Annotated in this window: 26 protein-coding genes and 4 pseudogenes; 16 read left to right on the top strand and 14 right to left on the bottom strand. The window is 56.9% G+C overall.

Going from position 1 to position 22,507, the window contains the following annotated elements; all coding sequences use genetic code 11:
* Window positions 1-19 precede the first annotated feature (19 nt).
* Window positions 20-583 carry a TetR/AcrR family transcriptional regulator gene (locus BFP89_RS06020; RefSeq protein WP_065884614.1) on the top strand — a complete coding sequence of 188 codons (564 nt, stop codon included), beginning with the start codon at window positions 20-22 and terminating at the stop codon, window positions 581-583.
* 52 nt (window positions 584-635) lie between these two features.
* Window positions 636-1,115, top strand: coding sequence for a nuclear transport factor 2 family protein (locus tag BFP89_RS06015; protein WP_065884613.1), 480 nt, complete (start codon window positions 636-638; stop codon window positions 1,113-1,115).
* Between the two features lie 472 nt (window positions 1,116-1,587).
* Here the strand turns inward: BFP89_RS06015 and BFP89_RS06010 are convergent, their stop codons facing one another.
* Together BFP89_RS06010 and BFP89_RS06005 are read right to left on the bottom strand one after the other, a co-directional pair.
* Window positions 1,588-2,745, bottom strand: a complete 1,158-nt coding sequence (locus tag BFP89_RS06010) for a PQQ-dependent sugar dehydrogenase (protein WP_065884612.1) — start codon at window positions 2,743-2,745, stop codon at window positions 1,588-1,590.
* 11 nt (window positions 2,746-2,756) lie between these two features.
* Window positions 2,757-3,071 (bottom strand): hypothetical protein, encoded by a 315-nt coding sequence (locus BFP89_RS06005; RefSeq protein WP_065884611.1) that lies wholly within the window; start codon window positions 3,069-3,071, stop codon window positions 2,757-2,759.
* 189 nt (window positions 3,072-3,260) lie between these two features.
* Here BFP89_RS06005 and BFP89_RS06000 point away from each other — a divergent pair, with 189 nt between their 5' ends.
* Window positions 3,261-4,100 (top strand): non-homologous end joining protein Ku, encoded by an 840-nt coding sequence (locus BFP89_RS06000; protein WP_065884610.1) that lies wholly within the window; start codon window positions 3,261-3,263, stop codon window positions 4,098-4,100.
* Window positions 4,101-4,124: 24 nt separating this feature from the next.
* Window positions 4,125-6,650, top strand: a complete 2,526-nt coding sequence (gene ligD, locus BFP89_RS05995) for a DNA ligase D (RefSeq protein WP_065884609.1) — start codon at window positions 4,125-4,127, stop codon at window positions 6,648-6,650.
* Between the two features lie 31 nt (window positions 6,651-6,681).
* On the opposite strand, the gene lpxO is transcribed toward ligD, so the two are convergent.
* Window positions 6,682-7,581, bottom strand: coding sequence for a lipid A hydroxylase LpxO (gene lpxO / locus BFP89_RS05990; RefSeq protein ID WP_065884608.1), 900 nt, complete (start codon window positions 7,579-7,581; stop codon window positions 6,682-6,684).
* A gap of 266 nt (window positions 7,582-7,847) precedes the next feature.
* Window positions 7,848-9,140 carry a Wzz/FepE/Etk N-terminal domain-containing protein gene (locus BFP89_RS05985; protein WP_141689041.1) on the bottom strand — a complete coding sequence of 431 codons (1,293 nt, stop codon included), beginning with the start codon at window positions 9,138-9,140 and terminating at the stop codon, window positions 7,848-7,850.
* Between the two features lie 382 nt (window positions 9,141-9,522).
* Here BFP89_RS05985 and BFP89_RS05980 point away from each other — a divergent pair, with 382 nt between their 5' ends.
* The 3 genes from BFP89_RS05980 to BFP89_RS05970 all read left to right on the top strand — a co-directional run bounded on the left by BFP89_RS05980 (window position 9,523) and on the right by BFP89_RS05970 (window position 11,990).
* Window positions 9,523-9,909, top strand: a complete 387-nt coding sequence (locus BFP89_RS05980; RefSeq protein WP_065884606.1) for a TIGR03067 domain-containing protein — start codon at window positions 9,523-9,525, stop codon at window positions 9,907-9,909.
* Window positions 9,910-10,131: 222 nt separating this feature from the next.
* Window positions 10,132-11,370, top strand: a complete 1,239-nt coding sequence (locus BFP89_RS05975) for an MFS transporter (protein WP_065884605.1) — start codon at window positions 10,132-10,134, stop codon at window positions 11,368-11,370.
* 401 nt (window positions 11,371-11,771) lie between these two features.
* The gene (locus BFP89_RS05970) at window positions 11,772-11,990 is read left to right on the top strand and encodes a hypothetical protein (protein ID WP_065884604.1); all 219 of its coding nucleotides are present in this window, start codon (window positions 11,772-11,774) and stop codon (window positions 11,988-11,990) included.
* Window positions 11,991-12,217: 227 nt separating this feature from the next.
* On the opposite strand, the gene BFP89_RS05965 is transcribed toward BFP89_RS05970, so the two are convergent.
* Both BFP89_RS05965 and BFP89_RS05960 read right to left on the bottom strand, forming a co-directional pair.
* Window positions 12,218-12,781: a hypothetical protein gene (locus BFP89_RS05965; protein WP_065884603.1), complete on the bottom strand. Its 564-nt coding sequence runs from the start codon at window positions 12,779-12,781 to the stop codon at window positions 12,218-12,220.
* A 68-nt stretch (window positions 12,782-12,849) separates the two neighbouring features.
* Window positions 12,850-13,233, bottom strand: a complete 384-nt coding sequence (locus BFP89_RS05960; RefSeq protein ID WP_065884602.1) for a Rap1a/Tai family immunity protein — start codon at window positions 13,231-13,233, stop codon at window positions 12,850-12,852.
* Between the two features lie 133 nt (window positions 13,234-13,366).
* Here BFP89_RS05960 and BFP89_RS05955 point away from each other — a divergent pair, with 133 nt between their 5' ends.
* Window positions 13,367-13,672 carry an NIPSNAP family protein gene (locus BFP89_RS05955; protein ID WP_065884601.1) on the top strand — a complete coding sequence of 102 codons (306 nt, stop codon included), beginning with the start codon at window positions 13,367-13,369 and terminating at the stop codon, window positions 13,670-13,672.
* A gap of 85 nt (window positions 13,673-13,757) precedes the next feature.
* Here BFP89_RS05955 and BFP89_RS28885 read toward each other — a convergent pair whose 3' ends face one another.
* Entirely contained in the window at window positions 13,758-13,913 is a 156-nt protein-coding gene (locus BFP89_RS28885; RefSeq protein ID WP_176718397.1) for a hypothetical protein, read from the bottom strand.
* 141 nt (window positions 13,914-14,054) lie between these two features.
* On the opposite strand from BFP89_RS28885, the gene BFP89_RS05950 reads away from it, so the two are divergent.
* Window positions 14,055-14,378: a hypothetical protein gene (locus tag BFP89_RS05950; protein ID WP_065884600.1), complete on the top strand. Its 324-nt coding sequence runs from the start codon at window positions 14,055-14,057 to the stop codon at window positions 14,376-14,378.
* 79 nt (window positions 14,379-14,457) lie between these two features.
* Entirely contained in the window at window positions 14,458-14,673 is a 216-nt protein-coding gene (locus BFP89_RS27110; protein ID WP_256097322.1) for a hypothetical protein, read from the top strand.
* Window positions 14,674-14,923: 250 nt separating this feature from the next.
* On the opposite strand, the gene BFP89_RS05940 is transcribed toward BFP89_RS27110, so the two are convergent.
* A complete protein-coding gene (locus BFP89_RS05940; protein ID WP_141689042.1) occupies window positions 14,924-15,679 on the bottom strand; it encodes a C40 family peptidase in 756 nt (251 codons plus the stop codon).
* On the opposite strand from BFP89_RS05940, the pseudogene BFP89_RS27105 reads away from it, so the two are divergent.
* The 4 genes and pseudogenes from BFP89_RS27105 to BFP89_RS05920 form a co-directional block, all read left to right on the top strand.
* Window positions 15,626-15,992: pseudogene (locus tag BFP89_RS27105) on the top strand (siphovirus Gp157 family protein); the annotation flags it as partial. The gene BFP89_RS05940 and the pseudogene BFP89_RS27105 overlap by 54 nt on opposite strands.
* A gap of 7 nt (window positions 15,993-15,999) precedes the next feature.
* A complete protein-coding gene (locus BFP89_RS05930; RefSeq protein ID WP_065884597.1) occupies window positions 16,000-16,245 on the top strand; it encodes a hypothetical protein in 246 nt (81 codons plus the stop codon).
* A pseudogene (locus BFP89_RS29665) lies at window positions 16,242-16,625 on the top strand (hypothetical protein); the annotation flags it as partial. The gene BFP89_RS05930 and the pseudogene BFP89_RS29665, both read left to right, overlap by 4 nt.
* Before the next feature lie 25 nt (window positions 16,626-16,650).
* Window positions 16,651-16,979: pseudogene (locus tag BFP89_RS05920) on the top strand (hypothetical protein).
* Between the two features lie 91 nt (window positions 16,980-17,070).
* On the opposite strand, the gene BFP89_RS05915 reads toward BFP89_RS05920, so the two are convergent.
* Window positions 17,071-17,940: a hypothetical protein gene (locus BFP89_RS05915; RefSeq protein ID WP_141689040.1), complete on the bottom strand. Its 870-nt coding sequence runs from the start codon at window positions 17,938-17,940 to the stop codon at window positions 17,071-17,073.
* 109 nt (window positions 17,941-18,049) lie between these two features.
* Between BFP89_RS05915 and yejK the strand changes: the two are divergent.
* Window positions 18,050-19,057 (top strand): annotated as a pseudogene (gene yejK, locus BFP89_RS05910) (nucleoid-associated protein YejK).
* 14 nt (window positions 19,058-19,071) lie between these two features.
* Here yejK and BFP89_RS05905 read toward each other — a convergent pair.
* The 3 genes from BFP89_RS05905 to BFP89_RS05895 all read right to left on the bottom strand — a co-directional run bounded on the left by BFP89_RS05905 (window position 19,072) and on the right by BFP89_RS05895 (window position 20,299).
* The gene (locus BFP89_RS05905) at window positions 19,072-19,329 is read right to left on the bottom strand and encodes a hypothetical protein (protein WP_065884595.1); all 258 of its coding nucleotides are present in this window, start codon (window positions 19,327-19,329) and stop codon (window positions 19,072-19,074) included.
* A 94-nt stretch (window positions 19,330-19,423) separates the two neighbouring features.
* Window positions 19,424-19,648 (bottom strand): hypothetical protein, encoded by a 225-nt coding sequence (locus BFP89_RS05900; RefSeq protein ID WP_065884594.1) that lies wholly within the window; start codon window positions 19,646-19,648, stop codon window positions 19,424-19,426.
* Between the two features lie 90 nt (window positions 19,649-19,738).
* Window positions 19,739-20,299, bottom strand: coding sequence for a GNAT family N-acetyltransferase (locus BFP89_RS05895; RefSeq protein ID WP_065884593.1), 561 nt, complete (start codon window positions 20,297-20,299; stop codon window positions 19,739-19,741).
* A 630-nt stretch (window positions 20,300-20,929) separates the two neighbouring features.
* On the opposite strand from BFP89_RS05895, the gene BFP89_RS05885 reads away from it, so the two are divergent.
* The gene (locus BFP89_RS05885) at window positions 20,930-21,655 is read left to right on the top strand and encodes a hypothetical protein (RefSeq protein ID WP_256097320.1); all 726 of its coding nucleotides are present in this window, start codon (window positions 20,930-20,932) and stop codon (window positions 21,653-21,655) included.
* A gap of 27 nt (window positions 21,656-21,682) precedes the next feature.
* On the opposite strand, the gene BFP89_RS05880 is transcribed toward BFP89_RS05885, so the two are convergent.
* Both BFP89_RS05880 and BFP89_RS05875 read right to left on the bottom strand, forming a co-directional pair.
* Window positions 21,683-22,087: a hypothetical protein gene (locus BFP89_RS05880; protein WP_141689039.1), complete on the bottom strand. Its 405-nt coding sequence runs from the start codon at window positions 22,085-22,087 to the stop codon at window positions 21,683-21,685.
* 183 nt (window positions 22,088-22,270) lie between these two features.
* On the bottom strand, window positions 22,271-22,504 hold the full coding sequence (locus BFP89_RS05875) for a hypothetical protein (protein WP_065884590.1): 234 nt from the start codon (window positions 22,502-22,504) through the stop codon (window positions 22,271-22,273).
* Window positions 22,505-22,507 lie beyond the last annotated feature (3 nt).

Genomic DNA, 22,507 nt, shown 5'->3' with positions numbered 1-22,507 from the left:
TCGTTCTACTGTTTAAGTCATGAACGATATGACCTCTAATGAAACACGCGACATCATTCTCGACGTTACCGAGAAGCTGATTTATCGCCATGGCATCGCGGCCACCGGTATGGACTTGCTGGTGAAAACGGCCGGCGTCTCGAGAAAAAGCATCTACCGCTATTTCGCCAACAAGGATGAACTGGTGATTGCCGCCCTGCAGCGCCGCGACGAACGCTGGATGCACTGGCTGCGCACGCACGTGGAGCGCAGCAACGACAGTGGCGAGCGCCTGCTGGCGCTGTTCAGCGCGTTGAAAAGCTGGTTCGGCTCGGCGGATTTCCGCGGCTGCGCCTTTATCAATACCAGTGGCGAGACCGGCAACCCGCAAGACCCGGTACGCCTGTTGGCCAAGGCCCACAAACGCAAACTGTTCGAGTACGCACTCAAGTTATGTCACGCACACGGCACCCCCGACCCGGAGCGGCAGGCCGCACAACTGCTGATCCTGATCGATGGCGCCATTACCGTTGCCCTGGTGATGGGTGATTCAACGGCTGCCGATAATGCGCAGGATATGGCACGAACATTATTGGCACTTTGAACCACATGCCTGGCAACTTTCGATCCACTGTATTGCTTTCAGGAGTTGCTCTATGTCCACTGACGCAGAAGTACGCCCGCCACTGCCGCCCTTTACCCGCGAATCGGCCATGGAAAAAGTGCGCCTGGCCGAAGACGGCTGGAATTCCCGTGACCCGCATCGGGTTTCACTGGCGTATACGCTGGACACCCAATGGCGCAACCGCGCCGAGTTTGTCCACAACCGCGAACAAGCCAAGGGTTTTCTCACGCGCAAATGGGCCAGGGAACTGGACTATCGACTGATCAAGGAGTTATGGGCGTTTACCGACAATCGCATTGCCGTGCGCTACGCCTACGAATGGCACGATGACTCCGGCAACTGGTTTCGCTCATACGGTAACGAGAATTGGGAATTCGATGAGAACGGCCTGATGGCCAACCGTTTTGCGTGCATCAACGACCTGCCGATCAAGGCAAGCGAACGCAAGTTCCACTGGCCGTTGGGGCGGCGTCCGGATGATCATCCGGGGTTGTCGGAATTGGGCCTGTAACCTGTGGGAGGGGGCTTGCCCCTGATGAGCATAGGCATCTACACAACTCTGTAGCGCCCAACCGTAACCACGATGCGAAGCGAGTCGCTCTTGATCTGCTTTTGATCTTGATCTCAGGCGCCCCGTTAAACCACGCTGGCCGAACGCAGGCTTGAATCCGTGGGCAACCCGGCAGGACGCCGGGTTAGCCGCACTGGGCCAGGGATGGCCCATTGCGGCGGCCCACGGATTCAGGCCTGCGTTCGGGCACACCGAGCCTAGGCGAGGTGCCGAGTGGTGGGGCAAGAGCGTTTTGCTTACTTTTGACTGGGCCGGCATTCCGGCTTTTCAAAAGTGAGCCGCTGTAAAAGCGGAACCCATAGCAGCCGTGACCGCAGAAACGGATATGTACTCGATCTGATCCAACATCCTGGTCGCCCCGGAGGCCGTCATCGGGGGCAAGCCCCCTCCCACATTCGTCAGCTATATCTGCCTAGTCCTGATTCAGCCCGACGCGGTACAGCACGCCATCATCTTCATCCGTCAGCACATACAGAAAGCCATCCGGCCCTTGCCGCACGTCACGAATGCGCGCTTTCAAATCACCGAGCAAACGCTCCTCATGGACAACCTTGTCACCCTCGAACTGCAATCGAATCAGCTCCTGGCTGGCCAATGCGCCGATAAACACGTTGTGCTGCCAGGCCTTGAACCGATCGGCGTCGTAGAACGCCATGCCACTGATCCCCGGTGACTTCTCCCACACATGGTGCGGCGCTACGGTGCCTTCGGCGGTCTTGCCCTTGGCCTCGGGAATCGGCGCAAGCGAATAGTTGATGCCATGCGTGGCCAACGGCCAACCGTAGTTCTTGCCGCGCTCGATGATGTTGATTTCATCCCCGCCACGTGGCCCGTGTTCGTTTTCCCAGATCGTCCCGCTCCACGGGTTCAGCGCCAGGCCCTGCGGGTTGCGCTGGCCGTAGGACCAGATTTCGGGGCGTACCCCGGGCTGGCCGACAAACGGGTTGTCGTCGGGTACGCGGCCGTCCGGGTAGATGCGCACGACCTTGCCTTGCAGCTTGTCCAGGTCCTGGGCAGTGGGCCGGTCGTTGTTTTCGCCCAATGTCACGAACAGGTAGCCGTCACGGTCAAACGCCAGGCGCGAACCAAAGTGATTGCCGGTCGACAGCTTGGGCTCCTGGCGCAGAATCACCGTAAAGTCCTTCAAGCCACTCAAGTCATCGGCCAGGCGCCCTCGCCCCACGGCGGTCCCGGCCTTGCCATCCTTGCCGCCCCCTTCGGCGTACGACAGGTAGACCAGGCGGTCTTGCTTGAAGTCGGGCGACAGCACCACGTCAAGCAAACCGCCCTGCCCCTTGGCCCACACCTGCGGCACGCCCGTCAACGGCGCGGAAAGCTTGCCGTCCTGGCTGACGAAACGCAGCTGGCCGGGAAGCTCGGTCACCAGGAAGCCTTGCCTGTCCGGCAGGAAAGCCACCGCCCAGGGATGATGCAGGCCCTTGGCGACCGGCGTCGCGGTGATGCTGCCTTGCTCACTGGGAAACTGTCGGCCCTCGGCGGCTTGAGCCACGGTCAATGGCAGCAGCGTGGTTGCGCACAGGGCGGCTAGCAGGGTTTTGCGTAGAAACATAAGACGAGTCCTTACCGGCGATTGCCGTTGGCATCATAGGTGGGCGCTTGGGTTTCGGTGGTCGGGCGACTGGGCGCGGGGTCGCGCTTGGGATAGCGATTGCCGATCCCGCCGTTTTCCACCGTAGGCCGAGGGTTGCTCGGGGCGGTCTGGATACCGCGAACGGCCGGCGCATTGGGCTGGGTGCCCTGCATGCTGTTGGGGTTGGCCCGATGAATGGGGCTGTTGTTGGAATCGTATTGGCCCGGCAGGGTTTGCGCCTGGACCACGGGCGCCAGGACCAGCCCCAACGCCAGCACGGCCAGATAACGCCTACAACTGTTCATGACGATGCCTCTCTATGTCGAGTAATGCTCGTACTTTCGATAACACGCTACCCCAGGGGTTCGGCTGGCGACATTAAATTGTTTCTCATCAGGTGTAACAGGATCTGTCCGAGCATCCAGCCGCCGAAACTTTTGCCCGGCCCCATGAGTCACCAGAACACAGGCTTATTCTTTGAAGGAGAGGTATCTATGCCCCGGGCAATCTGGAAAGGCGCCATCAGCTTCGGTCTGGTTCACATCCCGGTCTCGCTGGTGTCAGCGACATCCACCCAAGGCGTTGATTTCGACTGGCTGGATAAACGCAGCATGGACCCGGTGGGCTACAAGCGCATCAACAAAGCGACCGGCAAAGAGATCAACAAGGAGAATATCGTCAAGGGCGTGGCGTATGAAAAGGGCCGCTACGTGGTGCTCAGCGAAGAGGAAATCCGCTCGGCCCACCCGAAGTCGACCCAGACCATCGAAATCATCGCCTTTGTCGCCAGCGACCAGATTCCCCTGCAGAACATCGACACGCCCTACTTCCTGGCCCCTGACAAGCGCGGCGGCAAGGTCTATGCGCTGCTGCGCGAGACCTTGAAAAAAACCGGCAAAGTCGCCCTGGCCAATGTGGTGTTGCACACCAAGCAACACCTGGCCGCACTGATGCCGCTGGAGTCGGCGCTGGTGCTGGTGATGCTGCGCTGGCCCGCCGAAGTGCGCAGCCTGGATGAACTGGAATTGGGCAGCGACGTGATCAAGCCGACCCTGGCCAAGGGTGAGTTGGACATGGCCAAGCGTCTGGTGCAAGACATGAGCGCAGACTGGCAACCCGAGGAATACCGCGACAGCTTCCAGGAAAAGATCATGGCGCTGGTGGAGAAGAAGGCCAAGGCCGGCAAGATCGAAGACGTCGAATCGACCGAGGGCAGCGAGGAGCGCAAATCCGCCGATGTGATCGACCTGACCGAACTGCTCAAGCGCAGCCTGGCGGGCAAACCTGCGGCGAAAAAACCCGCAGCGAAAAAGTCCAACAAAAAGGCCTCTTGAGCCTGCCATTGGCTGGAGAACGACATGGCAAAGCCCCTGGGCGAGTACAACCGCAAACGCGACTTCGGGATTACCGGCGAGCCGGCCGGCGGGTCACCGGCCGGCAGGCGCAACGCGTCGGCGCTGAGCTTTGTGATCCAGAAGCATGCTGCGCGCAACCTGCACTACGATTTTCGCCTGGAACTTGACGGTGTGCTGTTGAGCTGGGCTGTGCCCAAGGGCCCGAGCCTGGACCCGAGCCAGAAACGCCTGGCGGTGCACGTCGAGGACCATCCCCTGAGTTATGGCGGCTTTGAAGGTAGCATTCCCGCCGGGCAATATGGCGCAGGCGATGTCATCGTGTGGGACCGCGGCATCTGGCAACCCCACGACGATCCGCACAAGGCCTACGCCGCCGGCAAACTGAAATTCAGCCTGGTCGGCGAAAAACTCACGGGCGATTGGACCTTGGTGCGCACCCGGCTCAAAGGCAGCGGTGATAAGGAACAATGGCTGCTGATCAAGGAAAAGGACCAACAGGCGCGCCCCTCGGCTGAGTACGATATCGTCGCGGCCCAACCCGCCAGCGTGCTCAGCGATGCGGTGGTCGGTAAACCCAAGGCCAAGACCAAAACGCCAGCGAAACCCAAAGCCGCGCGCAAGGCGAGCACGCGCAAGGCGGCAACCGCCGTGCCCGAGGCATTCTCCCCGCAACTGGCGACCCTGGTCGATCGGGCCCCCGAAGGTGACTGGCACTACGAGATCAAATTCGACGGTTACCGCATCCTGGCGCGCATCCGCGATGGAGAGGTACGCCTGTTCACCCGCAACGGCCATGACTGGACCGAGCGCCTGCCGCGCCAGGCCAAAGCCTTGCAAGCGCTCAAACTCAAGGACAGTTGGCTGGATGGCGAAGTGGTCAGTCTCAACGACGACGGCTTGCCGGATTTCCAGGCCTTGCAGAATGCCTTCGACATCGGTCGCAGCCTCGACATCGTTTACTACCTGTTCGATGCGCCGTTTCTTGACGGCCGCGATCAGCGCGAGGAACCGCTCGAAACCCGTCGCGCGGCACTTGAGTCCGCCCTGTCCACCAGCAAAAGCAAGCTGCTGCGTTTCTCCGAAGCCTTTGCCGCCGACCACCGCGACATCTTCCAAAGCGCCTGCGACCTGACCCTGGAGGGTGTGATCGGCAAGCGCGCCGGCAGCCCTTATGTGTCCAGCCGCAGTGCCGACTGGATCAAACTCAAATGCCGGTTGCGCCAGGAGTTCGTGATTGTCGGCTATACCCGCCCCCAAGGCTCGCGCACCGGGTTTGGTGCGCTGCTCCTGGCGGTCAACGACGATGCCGGGCTGGTGTATGCCGGGCGCGTGGGCACCGGTTTCGACCAGGCGTCGCTCAACGCCATCTACGGCCAACTCACCGCGCTGGAGCGCACGGACTCGCCGCTGCAAAAACCGTTGACCAGCGCCCAGGCGCGCGGCGTGCACTGGGTCGAGCCGCGCCTGGTCGGTGAAGTGCAATTTGCGCAATGGACCCGGGAAGGCCTGGTGCGCCAGGCTGCATTTGTGGGCATGCGCACCGACAAGCCCGCTGAGCAGATCATTCATGAACAGCCGCGTACGGCCACATCGGTGACGGCGCCAAAGGCGAAAAAACCCGAGAAGGCGGTGAAAACCGTGAAAGCCATGAAAATCACCCACCCTGATCGTGTCATCGACACGCAGAGCGGCACGCAAAAGCAGGCACTGGCGCAGTTCTACGCCGATATCAGCGCATCCATCCTGCCCTTCCTGCGCAACCGGCCCGTCTCGCTGCTCAGGGCGCCGGAGGGCATCGAAGGCGAACAGTTCTTCCAGAAGCATTCCGAGCGCATGACCATCCCGCACATCAAGCAGTTGGACCAGGCACTGGACCCCGGCCACGCCCGCCTGATGGAAATAGACAGCGTCGATGCCCTGATCGGCGCGGTGCAAATGGGCACGGTTGAGCTGCACACCTGGGGCGCGACCACGGACAAGATCGAAACCCCCGACCTGTTCGTCCTTGACCTCGACCCGGACCCCGCCCTGCCCTGGAAGTCCATGCTGGAAGCTGCGCAGTTGACGCTGTCGGTACTGGATGAAATAGGTTTGCAGGCCTTCGTCAAAACCAGCGGTGGCAAAGGTTTTCACCTGATCGTACCGTTGGCGCGACGGGATAATTGGGACACCGTCAAAGCCTTCGCCAAAGCCATCGCCCAATTCATGACCCGGCAACTGCCGGAGCGCTTTACCGCCACCAGCGGCCCGAAGAACCGCGTGGGCAAAATCTTCATCGATTACCTGCGCAACGCCCGCGGCGCGAGCACCGTGGCGGCTTACTCCGTGCGGGCACGTCCGGGCCTGCCGGTGTCGGTGCCCGTCAGTCGGGATGAACTCAATGACTTGCGCGGCGCCCAGCAATGGACAGTGGCCAATCTGCACGAACGGTTGCGCGATTTGAAGGATGACCCTTGGGCCGGCTATGCCAATCGTCAGAAGATCAGCAAGCGGATGTGGGACAAGCTGGGCGCGAAGCCACCGAAGTGATTCGCGCACACTCAGATCAGATCAGATCAGATCAGATCAGGATGAAGATCAGCGCCAACGCGGCGAAGATCGCCCATTTTTCCAGGTAATAGCGCGTGCGATTGCGCTTTTTGAGTTCCTTGCCACGCAACCTGATCTTGTACAGGCGGGTAAAGGCACGATTGAGTGCGCCGGTCTTGTCGCCCTCGTCATTGGGCGACCCCGCAGCGGCCATCACATTGCGGCTGAACCAGCGGTTGAATGCGGCCGCCCAGCGGTATTTCATCGGCCGTTCGATGTCGCAGAACAGAATGATGCGGTTTTGCGACGTGGTGTTCTCGGCATAATGAATGTAGGTCTCGTCAAACATCACTGCCTCGCCGTCGCGCCAGTAATAGCTTTCACCGTCCACATTGATATAGCAGCCCGGATCGTTCGGCGTATCCAGCCCCAGGTGATAACGATAAGACCCCGCGTACGGGTCACGGTGACGCACGAGTTTGGAGCCCGGCGGCAGCTCGGCGAACATCGCGGCCTTGATCGAGCCGATGCTTTGCACCAGTTCTGTGGTGCGCGGGCACAGTTTCATCGCTGAGGGATGACTGTCGCCGTACCATTTGAGATAGAAGCGCTTCCAGCCGGACTTGAAGAACGAATTGAAACCCACATCGTTGTACTGCTGCGAACGCTTGATTTCCCCGGCGCGCATCAGGCTCTGGCCTTCCTGGCGGATTTCTTCCCAGTGCTCCTGCAACGGGCTCAGGTCCGCAAAGTCGCTGGGCGACAGAAACGGGCGGCTGGGTTGCTTGGAGAACAGGTACAGGAAGCAGTTGATCGGCGCCAGGAATGTCGAATGATCGCTGAGCTGGCGGCCCAGCTTGTGTCGCACCCGGCCACGCAAATGTACATACGCGATGGAGGCAACGTAGAGAGCAACAATGATGAGTTTCAAGGGATTCGTCACACGTCAGGGAGAGAACAGGCTGCTCCTGCGTGCCCACAACGGCCGAGGATGGATAAGCAGCACCTGAAATCACAATTCACATACAGGTGACACGACCGGCTGGATGACCATGCGATGTGTGACCATTGGCGGTTATTTAGCCATACTTTGTAACCAAAGGTTAACTAAGAATTGTGAAAAGCTGTCTATGAAGTGTGCTGGGGGGATGAGCAGGCGGGCCGCAAGACCCGCCCACTGGAGGGCGGTGCAACGGCTTACAGTTGATCGTCCTTACGCTCACGGCGGGAAAAACTGCTGTCTTCCAATGCCGAGAACGGCACGACTTCGCGTCGGGTCAGTACCAGGTGGCGGACCAGCGCGATCACCAGGCCCAGCAGCAAACCGCCCACCAGGCTCAATGCAATAACCAGGGCTTTTTTCGGTTTGACCGGTGACAGCGGCTCCTGGGCACGGCGGTCGATCGTCACCAGTTTCAGGTTGCTCATGTCGATGTTCAAACCCCGCAGCCTGGCGATTTCGGCGCGCAGCGGCTCTACGTCCTGCAGGAAAATGTCTTCATTGCCTCGTTTGCGCAGCACTTCAACTTCGCGGTTGGCGTCCAGCAACCGCAGTTCCTTGCCAATTTCGGCAATACGCGGGTTGGTGAAGTCATCGCTGGTGCGCTTTTGCAGCGAGGCACGCTCGGCCTCCAGCGCCTCGGTACCCATGAAGTACAGCGGAATCTTCTGATTGTTGACCTCGGTGCGCATCACCTGGCTTGAGCCGGTTCGCGTAGCGTCGGCCATCGAGGATGGCGTGGTCGGAGTTCTGATGCCCATGGACTGGGCGATGCCGATGGCTTCAGCCAATTCCGCCAGGCGGTTGGTCCGTTCCATTTTCATCTGCAGGCGCAGGGCGCTGAGCTCATCTTCCAGTTGGGCGCGCTTGAGCCGGTCGGCTTCGAGCAGCTTGGCGATCTTCGATTCCTTGTCGGTGTCGTAGTTGGCGCGGGCCGCGTCGATCTTGCCCTTGAGCTCATTGAGGCGGTTGTTCACGATCACCTTGAGGTCGGCCCCCACCTGCTGACGCTCTGCGGCAATGGCGTAGTCAACAAAGCCGTTGAGGATTTTCACCCCGTCGACATCGGTCGGATACTGCAATTCCAGGCGAATGTAGTTGCTCAGCGAATCGGCCTTCTTCGGGTCCGGCAGGATCAGATTGACCGAGTTGCGATTGAAGTCTTCAAAACTCTGCTCCAGGGTTTGCCCTGGCTTCTTGAACGCCTTGAACAACTCCTCATGGTCCTTGAAGAAGCCCAGGCGCGCCTCGTAGGAGTCCAACTGCGCGCCTACTTTGAGCAACGCATCAGCGGGCGGCAATTTATACACTTCGGAGCGGTTCAGTGCGTCCAGTTCATTGATCGCCGCAGGCCGCAGCACGCTGCTGACTTCAAAGGTCTTGGGTGCCAGAAAGGCATACCCCGCACCCAGGATCCCCGCCAGAACCGTAGACCCCACGATCAGCTTCTTCTGCCGCCATATGGCATTGAACAATTCAAACAGATCCATTTCATCAGACGCCACAGCGGGCGTGAGCGAGGAACTTCGATTCAAAATAAGAACACCTTAAATTAATACTAAAAGGCCATCACTTAGCGGAAGCCTTAGCGGCTTCAAGTCAGGGACAACGCCCTGAACACGGCCGACCAATGGCAGTCTGACCACTTAGGCTGACGAAAAATCCCACTGCTTTAGGGATTATTTCTGCTTTATGCCGACGTGTAGTCACGACGATATTTTTATGTGGGACTTATCACGCTATAAGCGTAGTCAATACAACATGAAAAAGCTGTCAAATGGCTGTCCCATAAAGAAAAAAATCTCGTTATCCGCAGTGTTGTTACATTGCCGATACAATTGCCCGCCTCTCCCCTCAGCAAAAGGAAGTTGCATGCCATCCTCTTCAGCCACGGACTATCGCGCCCTACAAGGTGCCTGGGAGCAAATCGCTCTGGAAGACAATGGCGTGCTTAACCCGCCAGATGCACATAGCGCGCCAGGTGCCATTACCACCATCAGTGCCGATACATTCGAAGTCGTCACCGTCGAGGGGGAAACCCTGCTGGCGGGCCGTTTTGTGCTGGACGCCGACACCACGCCCAAAAGCATTACCTGGGTGGACGCAACCGGCGCGGACGCCGGCAAGTCGTTACCGGCCAGCTATCACCTGGACGGCGATCATTTTGTGTTTATCGCCGCCGATGAAGGCATGCCCCGGCCCACCGTATTCAGCACGGGCCCGGGGCAGACCATGCGCACCTTCGTGCGTCGGGCATGAACGGCCTGCTTTCGCGGTTTGATCACAGCATTTTCACAAGGCCTTCACTTTGCGACCTATAGGGTGAAGCCTACCTACTCCAGTGAATCCCTTGGCCCGCCTCTGCTTGCGGGCTTTTTTTTGCGCCTGAAATTGCCTGGCGACCGCGAACTAATTACCCGGCGTGCAGGTCATTACCCCAACGCGTGTCCAGCCCCGGACGGCGCTCTGGAAGATAGCATCGTGGCCCATCACTCAGACCTGCGCACTGCCTTGTCCCTGGACAGCCTGAATTTCTTCCTCGCGGATGTGCGCGACGGCCTGGGGCCGTACCTGGCGATTTACCTGCTCGCGGTCCACCAATGGGACCCGGCCAGTATCGGCGTGGTCATGACCCTGGCCGGGGTCGCCGCGTTGCTCACCCAGGGCCCGGCGGGTGCGCTGATCGATCGCACCCGCAGCAAACGCGCGGTGATTGCGATTGCCGCGCTGCTGGTCACGCTCAGTTGCCTGATGCTGCCCTTCGTCAGTTCATTTGGCTGGGTGGCGCTGACCCAGGCCGCCAGCGCCATCGCCGCCTCGGTGTTCGCCCCGGCGATTTCCGCGATTTCCCTGGGCATCACCGGCCCGCGCGCGTTTACCCGGCGCACCGGGCGCAACGAAACCTTCAATCACGCCGGCAACGCCGTCGCGGCATTGCTGGCCGGCGGCCTGGCGTATCTGTTCGGACCGGTGGTGGTGTTCTACCTGATGGCGTTTATGGCCGTCGCCAGTGTCGTCGCCGTCAGTTGCGTCCCGGCCAGGGCGATCGATCACGAGGTGGCCCGTGGCTTCGACCCGGCTCACCACACCGACCATGAGCAGCCCTCGGGCCTGCGCGTGCTGCTCGCCAACCGTCCGCTGCTGCTGTTCGCCATGTGCTGCGCGCTGTTTCACCTGGCCAATGCCGCGATGCTGCCGCTGGTCAGCCAGAAGCTGTCGCAGATCAACCTGCAGATGGCCACGCCGTTGACCTCGGCCTGCATCGTCGCGGCGCAGTTGGTGATGGTGCCGACGGCGATGCTGGTGGGGATCAAGGCCGATGTGTGGGGGCGCAAGCCGCTGCTGCTGGCGGGGTTCATGATCCTGCCCCTGCGCGGCGTGCTCTATACCTTGTCCAACGACCCCTACTGGCTGGTTGCCGTGCAGATGCTCGATGGCATCGGCGCGGGCATTTTCGGCGCGTTGTTCCCGGTGATCGTCAAGGACCTGACCCAAGGTACCGGCCGCTTCAACGTCAGCCTCGGCGCGCTGTCGACCGTATTCGGCCTGGGCGCGGCACTGAGCAGCAGCCTGGCCGGCTTTGTGGTGCAAATGGCCGGCTACAACGCCGCCTTCCTGACCCTGGCGGGGGTGGCCGCCGCCGCATTGCTGCTGCTGTGGCTGGCCATGCCGGAGACATTGGCTAAACCAACCTTCGCTGGCCATACAACTGTCGCCTGACATATGCGACAATGCGCGCCAAATTCCAACACACATCCCAAATTTTCCGTTCAGCGACCGGGTTTCGCGCCTTGATGTCGCTGTTGACGCATGCCTGAAGGCACCTGCCGTCACGCTCGCAACCCATTGATAGGTAAAGTAATTGATCTCCACAGCTAACATCACCATGCGGTATGAAACGCATAATGGTGATTACTAGTGATCAGTGTTTACTGGGCCAAGTGGTCATGAGTAAGCAACAATAACGCACCGAAATGCACCCGTTGGTTCCAAGACTGGTCCCAACGGGTAAATTCAAGCTCATGCCGAAACTGCATAACCCCCTCCTCCGGCGTCCTGCCGACCGATCTCCCAACTCCATAATTTGCCTGCTACGCTGTCCACTCCATATCGGAACAACGATGCTGAATTCTGACCTGATCCCTTCCCTACTATCCAAACTCTACGAGAACCAACTCGCCCTCGAGGCCTCAATCATGGAACTGTCGGACTGGGTGGAGCAGCGCGGCTCCGCTGAAGTGGCAGACAACGTGCGCGGCGCTCTACACACCATTGACGAGAACGAAGAGTTCATTAAGCTGACCCTGGTCGTTCTGATGACGCCCAACCGCAAATCCTAAGCCCCCCCTTATGGCTGCAATGCAGGAATTACTCCCGGCCTGAGTTGTGAGAGGCCGGCAAGGTCGTCGACTGACCGCTGCAGGCTCCCAGCAGCAGCGCTAACCTCCATGTAAGAAAGGACTGTACCGCGTACCTGGCAAGGCATCCACTTCACTGATGCGCTGATGCAAAAAGCCCAGCGCGGGGCTGGGCTACTCAAGCTGCCGTCGAATTTCTCGAAACTCTGCTACTTCAAGATCTTGTACCAAATCTGCGCGTTGACCAGCATTCTGATCGCGTTAACTTTGTCGATCGCATACTGTGGGGGTGTCTCCCAAGGTAGCGAACTACCTGTAAAGACCAGCAGCGGCTCATCCGTGCCGCGCTCAAGCACAAGCCGAGCCTTAATAGATGTGAACTCAGGTTTTGCATTCAATGCATCGCGTATATTCTGGCGCTGTATTGGCGGAAGCTGACTCCAGGCAACAAACTCTTTGAAGGGCTCCAGCCCAGCTGGAAACGTGTCGCGATGTAGGGTATTTCCAAATGTTTTATAAACTTGCCCCATGTCATCAGTGAAGTCGATCCATTGATTGTTATCGGCTATCCGTGCGGGCAGCATTCTATTCCGAAAATTTGGATTAGAACTCAGCATGCCCGACTCACCATCGAAGTGATCGTACTTGATGTCTGTTCGGTTCCACTCATAAAAACGCAAGGTTGCATACTTGTCGAAAGTCGACACAGCTGAGCAGCCAGGCAGCATGAGCGTGGCAATAGTGATCGACAACGCTATCAAAATTTTACGCATGTGCATCCTTGAGTTTCAGATGAATTGGAAAGCTGGACCTCAACTACTGCAACTCGTGCCTGCCCACGCTATTTACAAAGATACTCGGCTTTGAGTGCGAGCAATGCGATTAGCGTGGGTCTTTTCGTTGAGAAATCAGGGTGACTTTCCGAGTACTTGACAATTGCCTGCACGCCCATTTGATCAACGTAGTTTTCAGGCAAGCAAATACCTGGGAACTTGTTTACAGCTCCTCCGGTAAGATATTGAAGAGTTTCACGAACCCCGGCAACCACACCCACACAGTAACCCATATCAACCTGATTGTCGTTCGCAGCCATATGCTTCGTTTCAAAAAAGCGTAAGGCAACCTTGCATCCGTTTAAAAATCTTGTTCCTGCATTACTTTCAGCGAACACTGCATTGCTTGCCAGCAATCCAATTATCGCCACCGCCGCTATCAAAATCCGCATGTCGTTCCCTCATTGGTTTGGTGGGACTGTAGCACTGAGGGGGAGATGCAAAAAGCCCAGTGCCTAGTCGGGTTTTACCTATCACATGGATGTCCATTAAGCTGCTCACTCAAACTATACAAGGACGACTAGCGTGATCACCTGCCATCTGAAGTATCAGATTGACCCCTACCAAATCGACGCCTTTGAAAACTATTCGAGACTTTGGATTGGCATAGTCAACCGAATGGGGGGCACCCACCACGGGTACTTCCTTCCTGCCGAGGGTGCTAATAACGTCGCCTATTGCCTTTTCAGCTTTCCGAGCCTTGCGGAGTACGAGCGTTATCGCGAAGAGTCCAAAACTGACACCGAATGCGTGAGTACTTTCGCGCTGGCGGCGCAGAAGATATTCATCGTCAGTACAGAGAGAAGCTTCATGCGCCCAGTGCTCGACTGAAAGCAGCAAACTCGGCCCGCCGGGCTTTTCGTACCCGCTCGAGTCACATAAACGACAAAGCCCGGCGCGGGGCCGGGTTATTCCATTATTTCTCGCGAACATCCAATATCGTAGCGCCCGGATGTTTTTCCAAAATCTTGCGCTCTGCCTCTCGTTGCGTAGTGCCGTTCTGCAACACATTGCTAGAGACAGTTTTATTACTATTTTTGATGCTAAAAACGAATGTCTTTACTGCGGCCATGATGGATCTCCTTTCCCTTTATGGATTCGACCATACCACCCGCCTGTTCAGGTATCCAGCGTGGATGGAATGCCAGTAACGGGATAGTGGTTCGGCGTAGTAGCTTCGTGCCTCCAAGGATGTTTAGAGTGAAGGAACTGCATGAATTCGTCGAATAGAGAAAGGTCGGATGCCATTCAGGAGCAATACGATATTTTGAGCGAGGCGGACGATGCCAATCTCCGTCAGTCAGCCAGAGGCGTGATAGATGAAGTTACGGCCGGCACCTTCATGGCAGCGCAGAGCGTTAGCGTAACGCTGATCCCTTTTGAGGTTCAAACGGCTGACTGGCAGGTATTGCCAGATATCGATTTCAAGAGAATGGACGCACTCATAGGCCATATAAAGAGCGACGACGACCCCTTGCTTTCCGGGGCCGCCGAGGCTTGGCGCCTCGACACTGACCAGGTTGAAGGCCTGAATTAAGAATTCCCTGGTCCTTCGCCTGCAAGCCCAAGTACTGGGGTAGCGCCAATTCCGGCGCGTTTATGAGCTGGAGGTCAATGTGAGCAATGAGCTACCAAAAGATCCAAATAACTCGGGCTGGGTTCTCGGTTGGGGCGTCTTGAAAAATGCTCCCTGGAGCCTGCATGGCGTTTTCTCAAGCAAGGATGAAGCACAGGCCGAGGCAAAGAAAGCTGGTGATGGGTACGTTGTGCGCTATGGGTCTCACAAGTCAGGCACAGATGATTTCATCTCTTCTGACTTAGCTCAGAACTGAATCCATTGTGATCGATTCAGGGCCAGAGACGATCTTCGCCTTCAGCCCTGGCTTCGCACTGTAGCTGCGAGAGTATCCTTCGCCCCCAGGGCCAACCTTCCCCTCAAAGGTCAGCCGATCAATCTCTTTACCATCATCTAGAATGGCCACCTTCGTTATAGCGCCACAAAGCGCGCCGCAAGACGTGGTGGATAGATTGCGAATAGTACCGCTGTGTGGTTTGCATTCTTGCTCCAGCGGCCATTCCGCGTCATTTTGCATCTTTGTGCCTGAGGATCAGGCGCGTACGCTCATGCCAGGGCCCGCCATAGACGATGATCTCCGACGGCCTTCCGTAAAGGTGGTGCAGCAGGAACGGGCCGTGCCCGAAGACGCCCGAATCTTCGTCGGGTAGCGCAGGATCAGTCCCCAAGTAGATCCCGGCGTGGTTCGGGTGCACTGTGCGCCCGACGTGCATGACGATCAGGTCGCCGCGCTCTGGCCGGTCGACGCGCACAAAGCCGGCAGACTCGTAGTGCTGCTCGTACAGGTTGGTGTTCTCAGCGCTCTCCCACCAGCCATCAGTGCGCTGGAAGGCTTCGAACTCAACTCCCCACTCGCACTGATACCAGTCCGCGCAGACCTGCCAGCAATCCCATGCACCATGCACGAACGGGCGCTTAAGCAGCGGCGTGCAGCCCGTTGGGGTGATCGTGCGCAGATCGCCCTCAGGCCAGCTCAGGATGTGCCAGGGCAAGGCGGTTGCCTCGCACATGGCCAAATCATGCGGTGACGGCCTGCTGGTGGCGTCCGGGTGCGAGTGAACAATGCCGATCACTTCGCCCAAGTCTTCCGCTGCGGCGTAGTCCTCGGGATCCAGCCGGAACTCTTCGTTCGGCTCCGTTGCGATGTTCCGGCACGCAAAGTACTTCTGCGCGCGGCCGACGACGAGTAGCAGGCCGCAGCACTCTTTCGGGTAGCCGAACTCAAGCGGATCAAGTCCAACAGCGTGTCGCAGATCAGCAATCTACCTGCGGCGCAACATGGAAGCCGCCAACATCAAGTCGATTAAGCGTCCGCTCTTTACCATCGCACTGGCTATGGGCAGCGAGAGGGTGATCGTTGATAACGAAGATGCGGTACCGGACGAGTTGACCACTGTGAAGTCGAGCATTGCTCCGGACAAAAAGGCCATGGCCGCCAAGCTCAAGGAGATCCGCGAGCATAACGAAGCGGTGCGCAAGCGCATGGCAGCCGGCGAAGATGCTGAACACGAACTTCTACCCGAACCTACCTGGGCTCACTTGGAGCGCTGCGACAGTTCGATCCGAATCAAGTGAGGTCGCCATGTACGTCAGCAACCACTTAAGCCTGGTCGAGGAACAGCGACAGCACGTTGATTCAATCGCGGAACGTACAGCGCAGTTTATGGCCGCTGGCGGAACCGTAGCGCAGTTACCAAGCCCGCCACGCAAACCGCTGCCACCGCCCCGCTCCACCAAGATCGATCCCGAAACCATCCTCAAGCGCCGCAAGCCGCCCATCACCCGGTCCGAGCGTAACGCACTGCGCAAACTAGCGGAGGCATTATGAGCAAGCGCAAGCCCCATAATCCCAAAGTACGCATTGACCGGTCCTGCCGGTCGCTGCTGGCCGCCAACCACGTCGCAGTAGTGAACACCGATCCCAGTGGCCGCCAGGGCATGATCAACTACAAATCGCTGAAAAACATCGCGACCGGGAAGATTGGCCAGGCCGTCTGCGGCATCCCTCACCGCTGGACGATCTAACTCAGCGCGCTTTGCATCGACGCCCGCGGCGACCGCTACAGCAAGTCGGTGGAGATTGCGCCCGATGACGTCTACCTCTCCGACCACCTGGAAGATGTGATCGAGCATTGCTACAAGAAGCTGCGTGACGAGGCAAACCAGAGCCAGATGGTGGCTTCGAGTCAAACCTGGCTCGCACTACCGGCCAGCGGAATAGAAGAGGTAGGCCATGGCAGCAGTACCGCAGGACGAGCGCTCGGCCAAAACTGCCAGGAAGCGCGTGGTGAATGCCGAAGAGGAATTGAGGCTCAGGTTCGCCCAGGGACGCGCAAGGCCCTGGCCGACCTGATGAAGTGGTCAGGCATTACTGAGCAGGGCGAGGCGATGACGCTGATGATTCATCACTTGCATGCGCTGGGTTCCGTGAAGTGTCAGCCGCTGCTGAATCCGCCGCGCCACGAAATTGAGATATCTCAAAACGTGGCGCGGGAATTCCGCAATAAAAGCCTGCTCGCAATTCAGAAAGACCACGGAAACGAGATCATCGAACCAGAATAACCCTCCCTACACGCTTAATCAGGTAACCGCTAGACTGGTACTCAAAAATGGTGGCGGACCACGTAAAATGATAGAAAAAGCAATTGAATTCCTATACAACTTTTACAATATCAAACTTAGAGCTTATCTCTCGAAGAAGCTGAATTCCAAGTTCGGTTAATTTAGAATCAGTACTAACAAAGCCTCTTCGGGCAAGACTCCAAGGCTCTTTGGATGCTGCGATTACCTCAGCATTTTCAGGGCCAAACCCAACAGTTTGAAGCCCAGAAATCGCCCCTTGATTTAATATGCGACGATAAAGGGACTTGTCAAATGCCTCGCAGATATCTTTATCGCAAGGATTGCTAATAAAAGTAGTCAAATTATCCAAAAATACACTCATCATCATATTAACTCTGGACTTTGTCGTAATCATCTTGCGAGCAACTGCAACCGCAATCTCATCCATATCTAAATTGTCAATTGGAACCTCATCGTAGTGCACGATTCCAAAATCATAACGATTGCACCGGGCATTCACCACACATCGAGCAAGAACATTTAGCCAGTCGCTATCAAGAACAAGCTTCGAGCCGCTTGGAATTTTTAAATAAGGTTCACCTTGTATAGCTGGCATTCCATGCCCAGGCTCGAAAACGACATCATCGGGAAGCTTTCCTTCATGGACTAAGGCATTCCTATAGAACTTATATAAAACATCCTCAAGCCAGTATTCTTTCCCCTTAAATTCAACAGCGATACCCGACTTACAGCTACCTTCAGGCACCCTAGTACGGAATAGCTCATTAGACAACCTACTACCCAAGAACATAGGAAACGAATAAAAATCTTTATGCTCAGGGTATGGCAAGACTTTCCTGGAAGAAGCGCCCACGGCTAGCAGCAACATTGAAAGGCATCCTTGATATCTTCCGTGCTCATAAAGAAGAACCGAATCATCTACTTGCTGCTTGATGGTCATTTATATACCGCTCCCTTCCGGCTCAATGCCGGTCACTTGTAATACTCCAAACCAAACCAAATTGCCACCACCGGCCGCCGGAGGGCGGCGCTTACCTGAGGTAAACGAAATGCCTGTACGCCATAGCGTCATCCACAAGATCGACAAGAAGCCTGACGGTAGCCCGGCAGTTCTGTTCTTGGGCGTATCCGAGCAGGTCGAAAGCCAGGCCCGCGACGATCTGACGCAGCAGTTCAACGAAAACTACAACGCCAGCGCCGGCAAGGCCTGGGGGCTCTTTCACGCCGAGTCGGGTGCGTATCCCCTCAGCGGCTGGCTGAGCAAGTACCTGGACGGCGGCTCCACCTTCTTGAAGTTCAGCACCACCTCGGTGGAACACCTGACCAAGCTGATGGAAGAATCGAACCTTTCCACCGATGGGCACGCCCTCTTCTGCCACTACCAGCAAGGCCTGACTGATTACCTGGTCATCGCACCGGTACAGGAAACAGAAGCGGTGACCATGACCGAAGAACTCCACCTGATGACAGTGAAGCGCCTGGACCTGGACCACATCCGCCTGGCCGCGCGGATCAATATCAGCCAATGGCAGAACAACCCTCGGTCACTGCAATACATCTCCTACCTCAAGGCAAGCAGGGCCGCAAGTTCAACGAGTACTGTCGCGATTTCATCGGCTGCCAGGAAGGAATCGACGGCCCGGGCGAAACCAGCACGCTGTTGAAGGCTTTCAGCGACTTTGTTGAGAGCGAGGACATGGTCGATGAGGCGGCCCGTGAGAAGACGGCCACCCTGGTCAACTATTCAATGGCCCAGGCCAAAATCGGGGGAGCCGATCACGCTCGACGAACTCTCGGGCCTGATAGACGAAGACCGCCCGAAGAACTTCTATGACTTCATCAAGGCAAAGGACTACGGCCTTTCTGAAACCCTGCCGCTAGACAAGAAGACGCTCAACAAATTCCGGCGTTTCACCGGCCGAGCCGAGGGCATGTCGATCAGCTTCGAAGCGCACCTGTTGGGCGACAAGATCGAATTCGACGAAGCCGGCGGCACACTGACGCTGCGCAACCTGCCGACACAGCTCACCGATCAGCTAAAACGTGCAGGCGGCTGATGTCTTCAGGCTGTTTACGCGGGAACAATGGTGAGATGAGCGTAATAGTTGGCATCCACAACCATTGCGCGCCCTTCTTCTGTTTCTGAAATGCTACCAACAAATTTCGCACCGAGCCCGGTGGTGTATACCTCATCACCATCAATTCGGTATATCAGTTCGCCGGTATTGCTTCGTACGAACTCATCTTCGTCGATACGACCAATCAGGGGTGCTGCCGGGCCTCGGCCCGAGTAGACGTTATATCGGCCCTTTGTGAAATCGGTAGCCATCTAATTCTCTCCTTGATCCGGCTCCATGCCGGTCATCGTTAGTCCTTCAGACCAAACTCGCGCGATTACAAGCAGTCGGACCAAAAAAATCATCTCAAGTCTCACTTCGCTGCTTCGAAGCCAACATTTCCGCATAGGCATTGTGAAGCTCAGCTACAACCCGCTTCCCAACTGCATCGTTTTCGAAGTGCTTAGAGGCTTTCGTGACAAGTCCGGAGGCATGATCTACAAAACCTTTAGCATCTAGCCCCTGAATATCAATCGAAGCCAACAGCATGCCGAGCGCGAGCTCCAGAGCATTTTCACGGTTATCAATCATAACAATCCACCCAAGGTCGGCCCCATGCCGATCTCCCGTAATACTCCAACCCAAACCAAATTGCCACCTTCGATACTCCAAGGTGGTTGATTAATTAAGAAACCGTGATGCAGCGGCGTCTGAGGCAAGCAGGCCGTACTGGTGAAAACTTAGAAACTTGCCATCCTTAAGCTCAAAATCACGAAGCGTTCCTTCGAGGTGAAACCCAAACTTTGTCAGAAGCGCGCAGCTGGGCTTGTTATCAGGCTCCACGTCTGCGTGGATCCGATGTAGCCCCATATCCCGCAAGCCGTACCGGATAACTGCTGGTAGAGCTTCAGTTAAGAGCCCTTTCCGCCAGTGCCCAGGCATCAGCCAATAGCCGATTTCAGCTTTGCGGTGCTTATGGCACCAATCATTCAGCCCACATGCTCCGATCATTGAATCATCTGTTTTTAGGGCTATAGCCCACCATCTTCCTGTCTCCTGGCTGACTATATGCTCAAACCATCTCATCTGCTCATCAGTAGCAGCCAAGCTTGTATAGGAAACACCGTACTGAGCCACCACTCGCGGATCCGACAGCCCCGCGTAAACAGAACCAACATCCTCAGGACGAACTTTCCTAAGCTTAATTCTCTTGAGAGAAAACTCTGGAAATTCTTCAGGCAATTTTAGACTCACTTTTCTGGCGCGGATCCGTGCCGGTCACCCGTAATACCCCATATCAACGCTTGCTGCCAGTGGAGATATTAGGCGCACCGGCGGATCATTTCCTCGACCCACCTTCGAAGTTGCCAGGCAAAAATGGCCAGCCGCCCTTTCGCTTTTTGCCTGACTTCTCTAGGGACTCGGCGACTCTTTCGCGCTCAAGCTTCTCGTAGAGCTTAGCTCGATACTCGACAGGGGTTGCCTCAAGTAACGCTGCAAGCTCTTTGAACGGGTGTTTTCGCCGATGTCGCTCTGCACGGGTCGGCCTATCCTTTTTCGACATCCTGCATCTCCTTTTCGCCGTATAAGCAGTTCAAACCTATCTCACTTAAACGAATCACGCCAGCCGGCGAGGATCCCTTATGAATACGTATCGACACACTTTCGCAGCGGTGTGCCGGTCTGACGGCGAAACCATTGTTTATCGGCTTGAGTTGAAATCCTTGTCGAGCATATCCGGGCAGCCACCGCGCTGATTAAAAAAGGCTGGCATGAACAGGTCGCCGATCGGCTGTCGGAATCTTTGGGTGGCGATCAAACCATCATCGCTACGCACCAGGGCGTCGAGATCGAAACAGTGAGGCTTAGCGGATGATCCATTACCACGGCACGCCTGTCGGCGGTAAGCGAGAGGATGCAGCAAAGTTCCTGGCAGGCCGGCATGCGCTGGTGCCGTTCCCACGCAAGGACGATCTCGGGATTGTCGCCGATGTGTGCAAGTCGTTTGTATTCGATAACGGTGCCTTCACGGTGTGGATGAAAGGCGGCCAGGTGGATGTGGACGGTTATACACGCTGGGTAGAAGACTGCACCGTCACCCTGGGTTCACTTGGGCGCTCATTCCGGATGTCATCGATGGCGACGAAGAGGCCAACGACGACCTTGTTCGGCAGTGGCCAGAGGAACTCCGCGGCGTGCCTGTCTGGCATTTGCACGAATCGCTTGAGCGGTTACAGCGGCTGGCGAGGTGCTGGCGAACAGTTGCGCTGGGCAGTTCAGGGCAATGGGTTTCACCGGGCACTGGAGCATGGTGGAAGCGTATGGGTGTCGCGATGGATGCCATCTGCGACGATCAAGGCCGACCGATGTGCAGTCTGCACGGGTTGCGGATGCTCGACCCGGCCATCTTCCAGAACCTGCCTTTTCGCATCAGCCGACTCGACGAACGCTGCGGTGAATGGCGGAAGCATCAGCCGATTCGGCATGTACGCCCCGCCCACTGCTGGCCAGCGCGCAAATGTTATCGCCGACCGGATCGAGGCGCATAACAGCTCACCAATCTGGCAGCGTGAAGCACAGACCGAATTGGCGCTATAGGAAGCACCATCAGCTTCTCAATAGCGACTAACTCCAGTTGAAAATCATGTCTCCATACCCCCAAATCAAGGCGCCAAACATCGCTAAAAGTAATCCGACGATCCGCTGAATTTGTAATTTCTTCCAGTAGCCCAATTGCCTCAGCTCATCATTTAGTCTTCCAATTCCTTCGCTGAGTTGAGCCTCGTTTACAAGCGCAAGTATCGTAATTACAGCCCCAGATCGTGAAAACCATGAGCCTGCATCGCTTCCTAAAAAGTAGAACCAACTTAATAGTGCAAATCCGAATGAAACGATCGTCGATGCCAAAGCAGTCTTTAGCCGCCGCTTTATTTCTCGTTCAGACGCTACTATTTGCCACTCTGGGATTTTTGGAAATTGCTTTGGCTCCACGAGTTGCTCCATATCCGAATCTCTTCGTGCTTCAGTCACTTACCGATCCTTTGTTGGTGGTTATCAGTACAACCCAATACGCCATCATATTGCCTTCACCATAGTAAGGCCTCCTAAAGGCAAGATCTAGCGTTCTAAGTACACGCAACTTTTCTCCTTCTGAGACCAAAGCTGCGGTGAGAGCTTACGCTGCCGAACTGATTGACCACGCCCACAGCAAACCTATAGGCCCGCCCCGGCAATCAGCCTGGCCCCAACCTCACGCCCGGCAACCTGCGCCAGGCCGCTGTCAACATAGGTTCGGTCACCGACAAGAACCGGCACCAACACTTCACCACCACGCTTCACCTCAACATCGATACGCCAAGTCTCCCGGCCTTCCTCGTCCTTGTCGCACTCCATGTAGTTCCAAACCTGAAAGCCTTCGATGTCATCGTAAATATCGTGCTTGGTCATGGG

This window comes from Pseudomonas sp. 31 R 17 (assembly GCF_900004915.1).
Taxonomy (GTDB): Bacteria; Pseudomonadota; Gammaproteobacteria; order Pseudomonadales; family Pseudomonadaceae; genus Aquipseudomonas; species Aquipseudomonas orientalis_A.
Note: the sequence above shows the minus strand (reverse complement) of the source record. Positions and strands in the feature narration are given on the sequence as shown.

Coding starts and splice junctions, on each gene's coding strand:
- BFP89_RS06020 (WP_065884614.1), top strand. CDS start 20: ATGAACGATATGACCTCTAATGAAACACGCGACATCATTCTCGACGTT.
- BFP89_RS06015 (WP_065884613.1), top strand. CDS start 636: ATGTCCACTGACGCAGAAGTACGCCCGCCACTGCCGCCCTTTACCCGC.
- BFP89_RS06010 (WP_065884612.1), bottom strand. CDS start 2,745: ATGTTTCTACGCAAAACCCTGCTAGCCGCCCTGTGCGCAACCACGCTG.
- BFP89_RS06005 (WP_065884611.1), bottom strand. CDS start 3,071: ATGAACAGTTGTAGGCGTTATCTGGCCGTGCTGGCGTTGGGGCTGGTC.
- BFP89_RS06000 (WP_065884610.1), top strand. CDS start 3,261: ATGCCCCGGGCAATCTGGAAAGGCGCCATCAGCTTCGGTCTGGTTCAC.
- ligD (WP_065884609.1), top strand. CDS start 4,125: ATGGCAAAGCCCCTGGGCGAGTACAACCGCAAACGCGACTTCGGGATT.
- BFP89_RS05985 (WP_141689041.1), bottom strand. CDS start 9,140: ATGGATCTGTTTGAATTGTTCAATGCCATATGGCGGCAGAAGAAGCTG.
- BFP89_RS05980 (WP_065884606.1), top strand. CDS start 9,523: ATGCCATCCTCTTCAGCCACGGACTATCGCGCCCTACAAGGTGCCTGG.
- BFP89_RS05970 (WP_065884604.1), top strand. CDS start 11,772: ATGCTGAATTCTGACCTGATCCCTTCCCTACTATCCAAACTCTACGAG.
- BFP89_RS05965 (WP_065884603.1), bottom strand. CDS start 12,781: ATGCGTAAAATTTTGATAGCGTTGTCGATCACTATTGCCACGCTCATG.
- BFP89_RS05960 (WP_065884602.1), bottom strand. CDS start 13,233: ATGCGGATTTTGATAGCGGCGGTGGCGATAATTGGATTGCTGGCAAGC.
- BFP89_RS28885 (WP_176718397.1), bottom strand. CDS start 13,913: ATGGCCGCAGTAAAGACATTCGTTTTTAGCATCAAAAATAGTAATAAA.
- BFP89_RS05950 (WP_065884600.1), top strand. CDS start 14,055: ATGAATTCGTCGAATAGAGAAAGGTCGGATGCCATTCAGGAGCAATAC.
- BFP89_RS05930 (WP_065884597.1), top strand. CDS start 16,000: ATGTACGTCAGCAACCACTTAAGCCTGGTCGAGGAACAGCGACAGCAC.
- BFP89_RS05915 (WP_141689040.1), bottom strand. CDS start 17,940: ATGACCATCAAGCAGCAAGTAGATGATTCGGTTCTTCTTTATGAGCAC.
- BFP89_RS05905 (WP_065884595.1), bottom strand. CDS start 19,329: ATGGCTACCGATTTCACAAAGGGCCGATATAACGTCTACTCGGGCCGA.
- BFP89_RS05900 (WP_065884594.1), bottom strand. CDS start 19,648: ATGATTGATAACCGTGAAAATGCTCTGGAGCTCGCGCTCGGCATGCTG.
- BFP89_RS05885 (WP_256097320.1), top strand. CDS start 20,930: ATGATCCATTACCACGGCACGCCTGTCGGCGGTAAGCGAGAGGATGCA.
- BFP89_RS05875 (WP_065884590.1), bottom strand. CDS start 22,504: ATGACCAAGCACGATATTTACGATGACATCGAAGGCTTTCAGGTTTGG.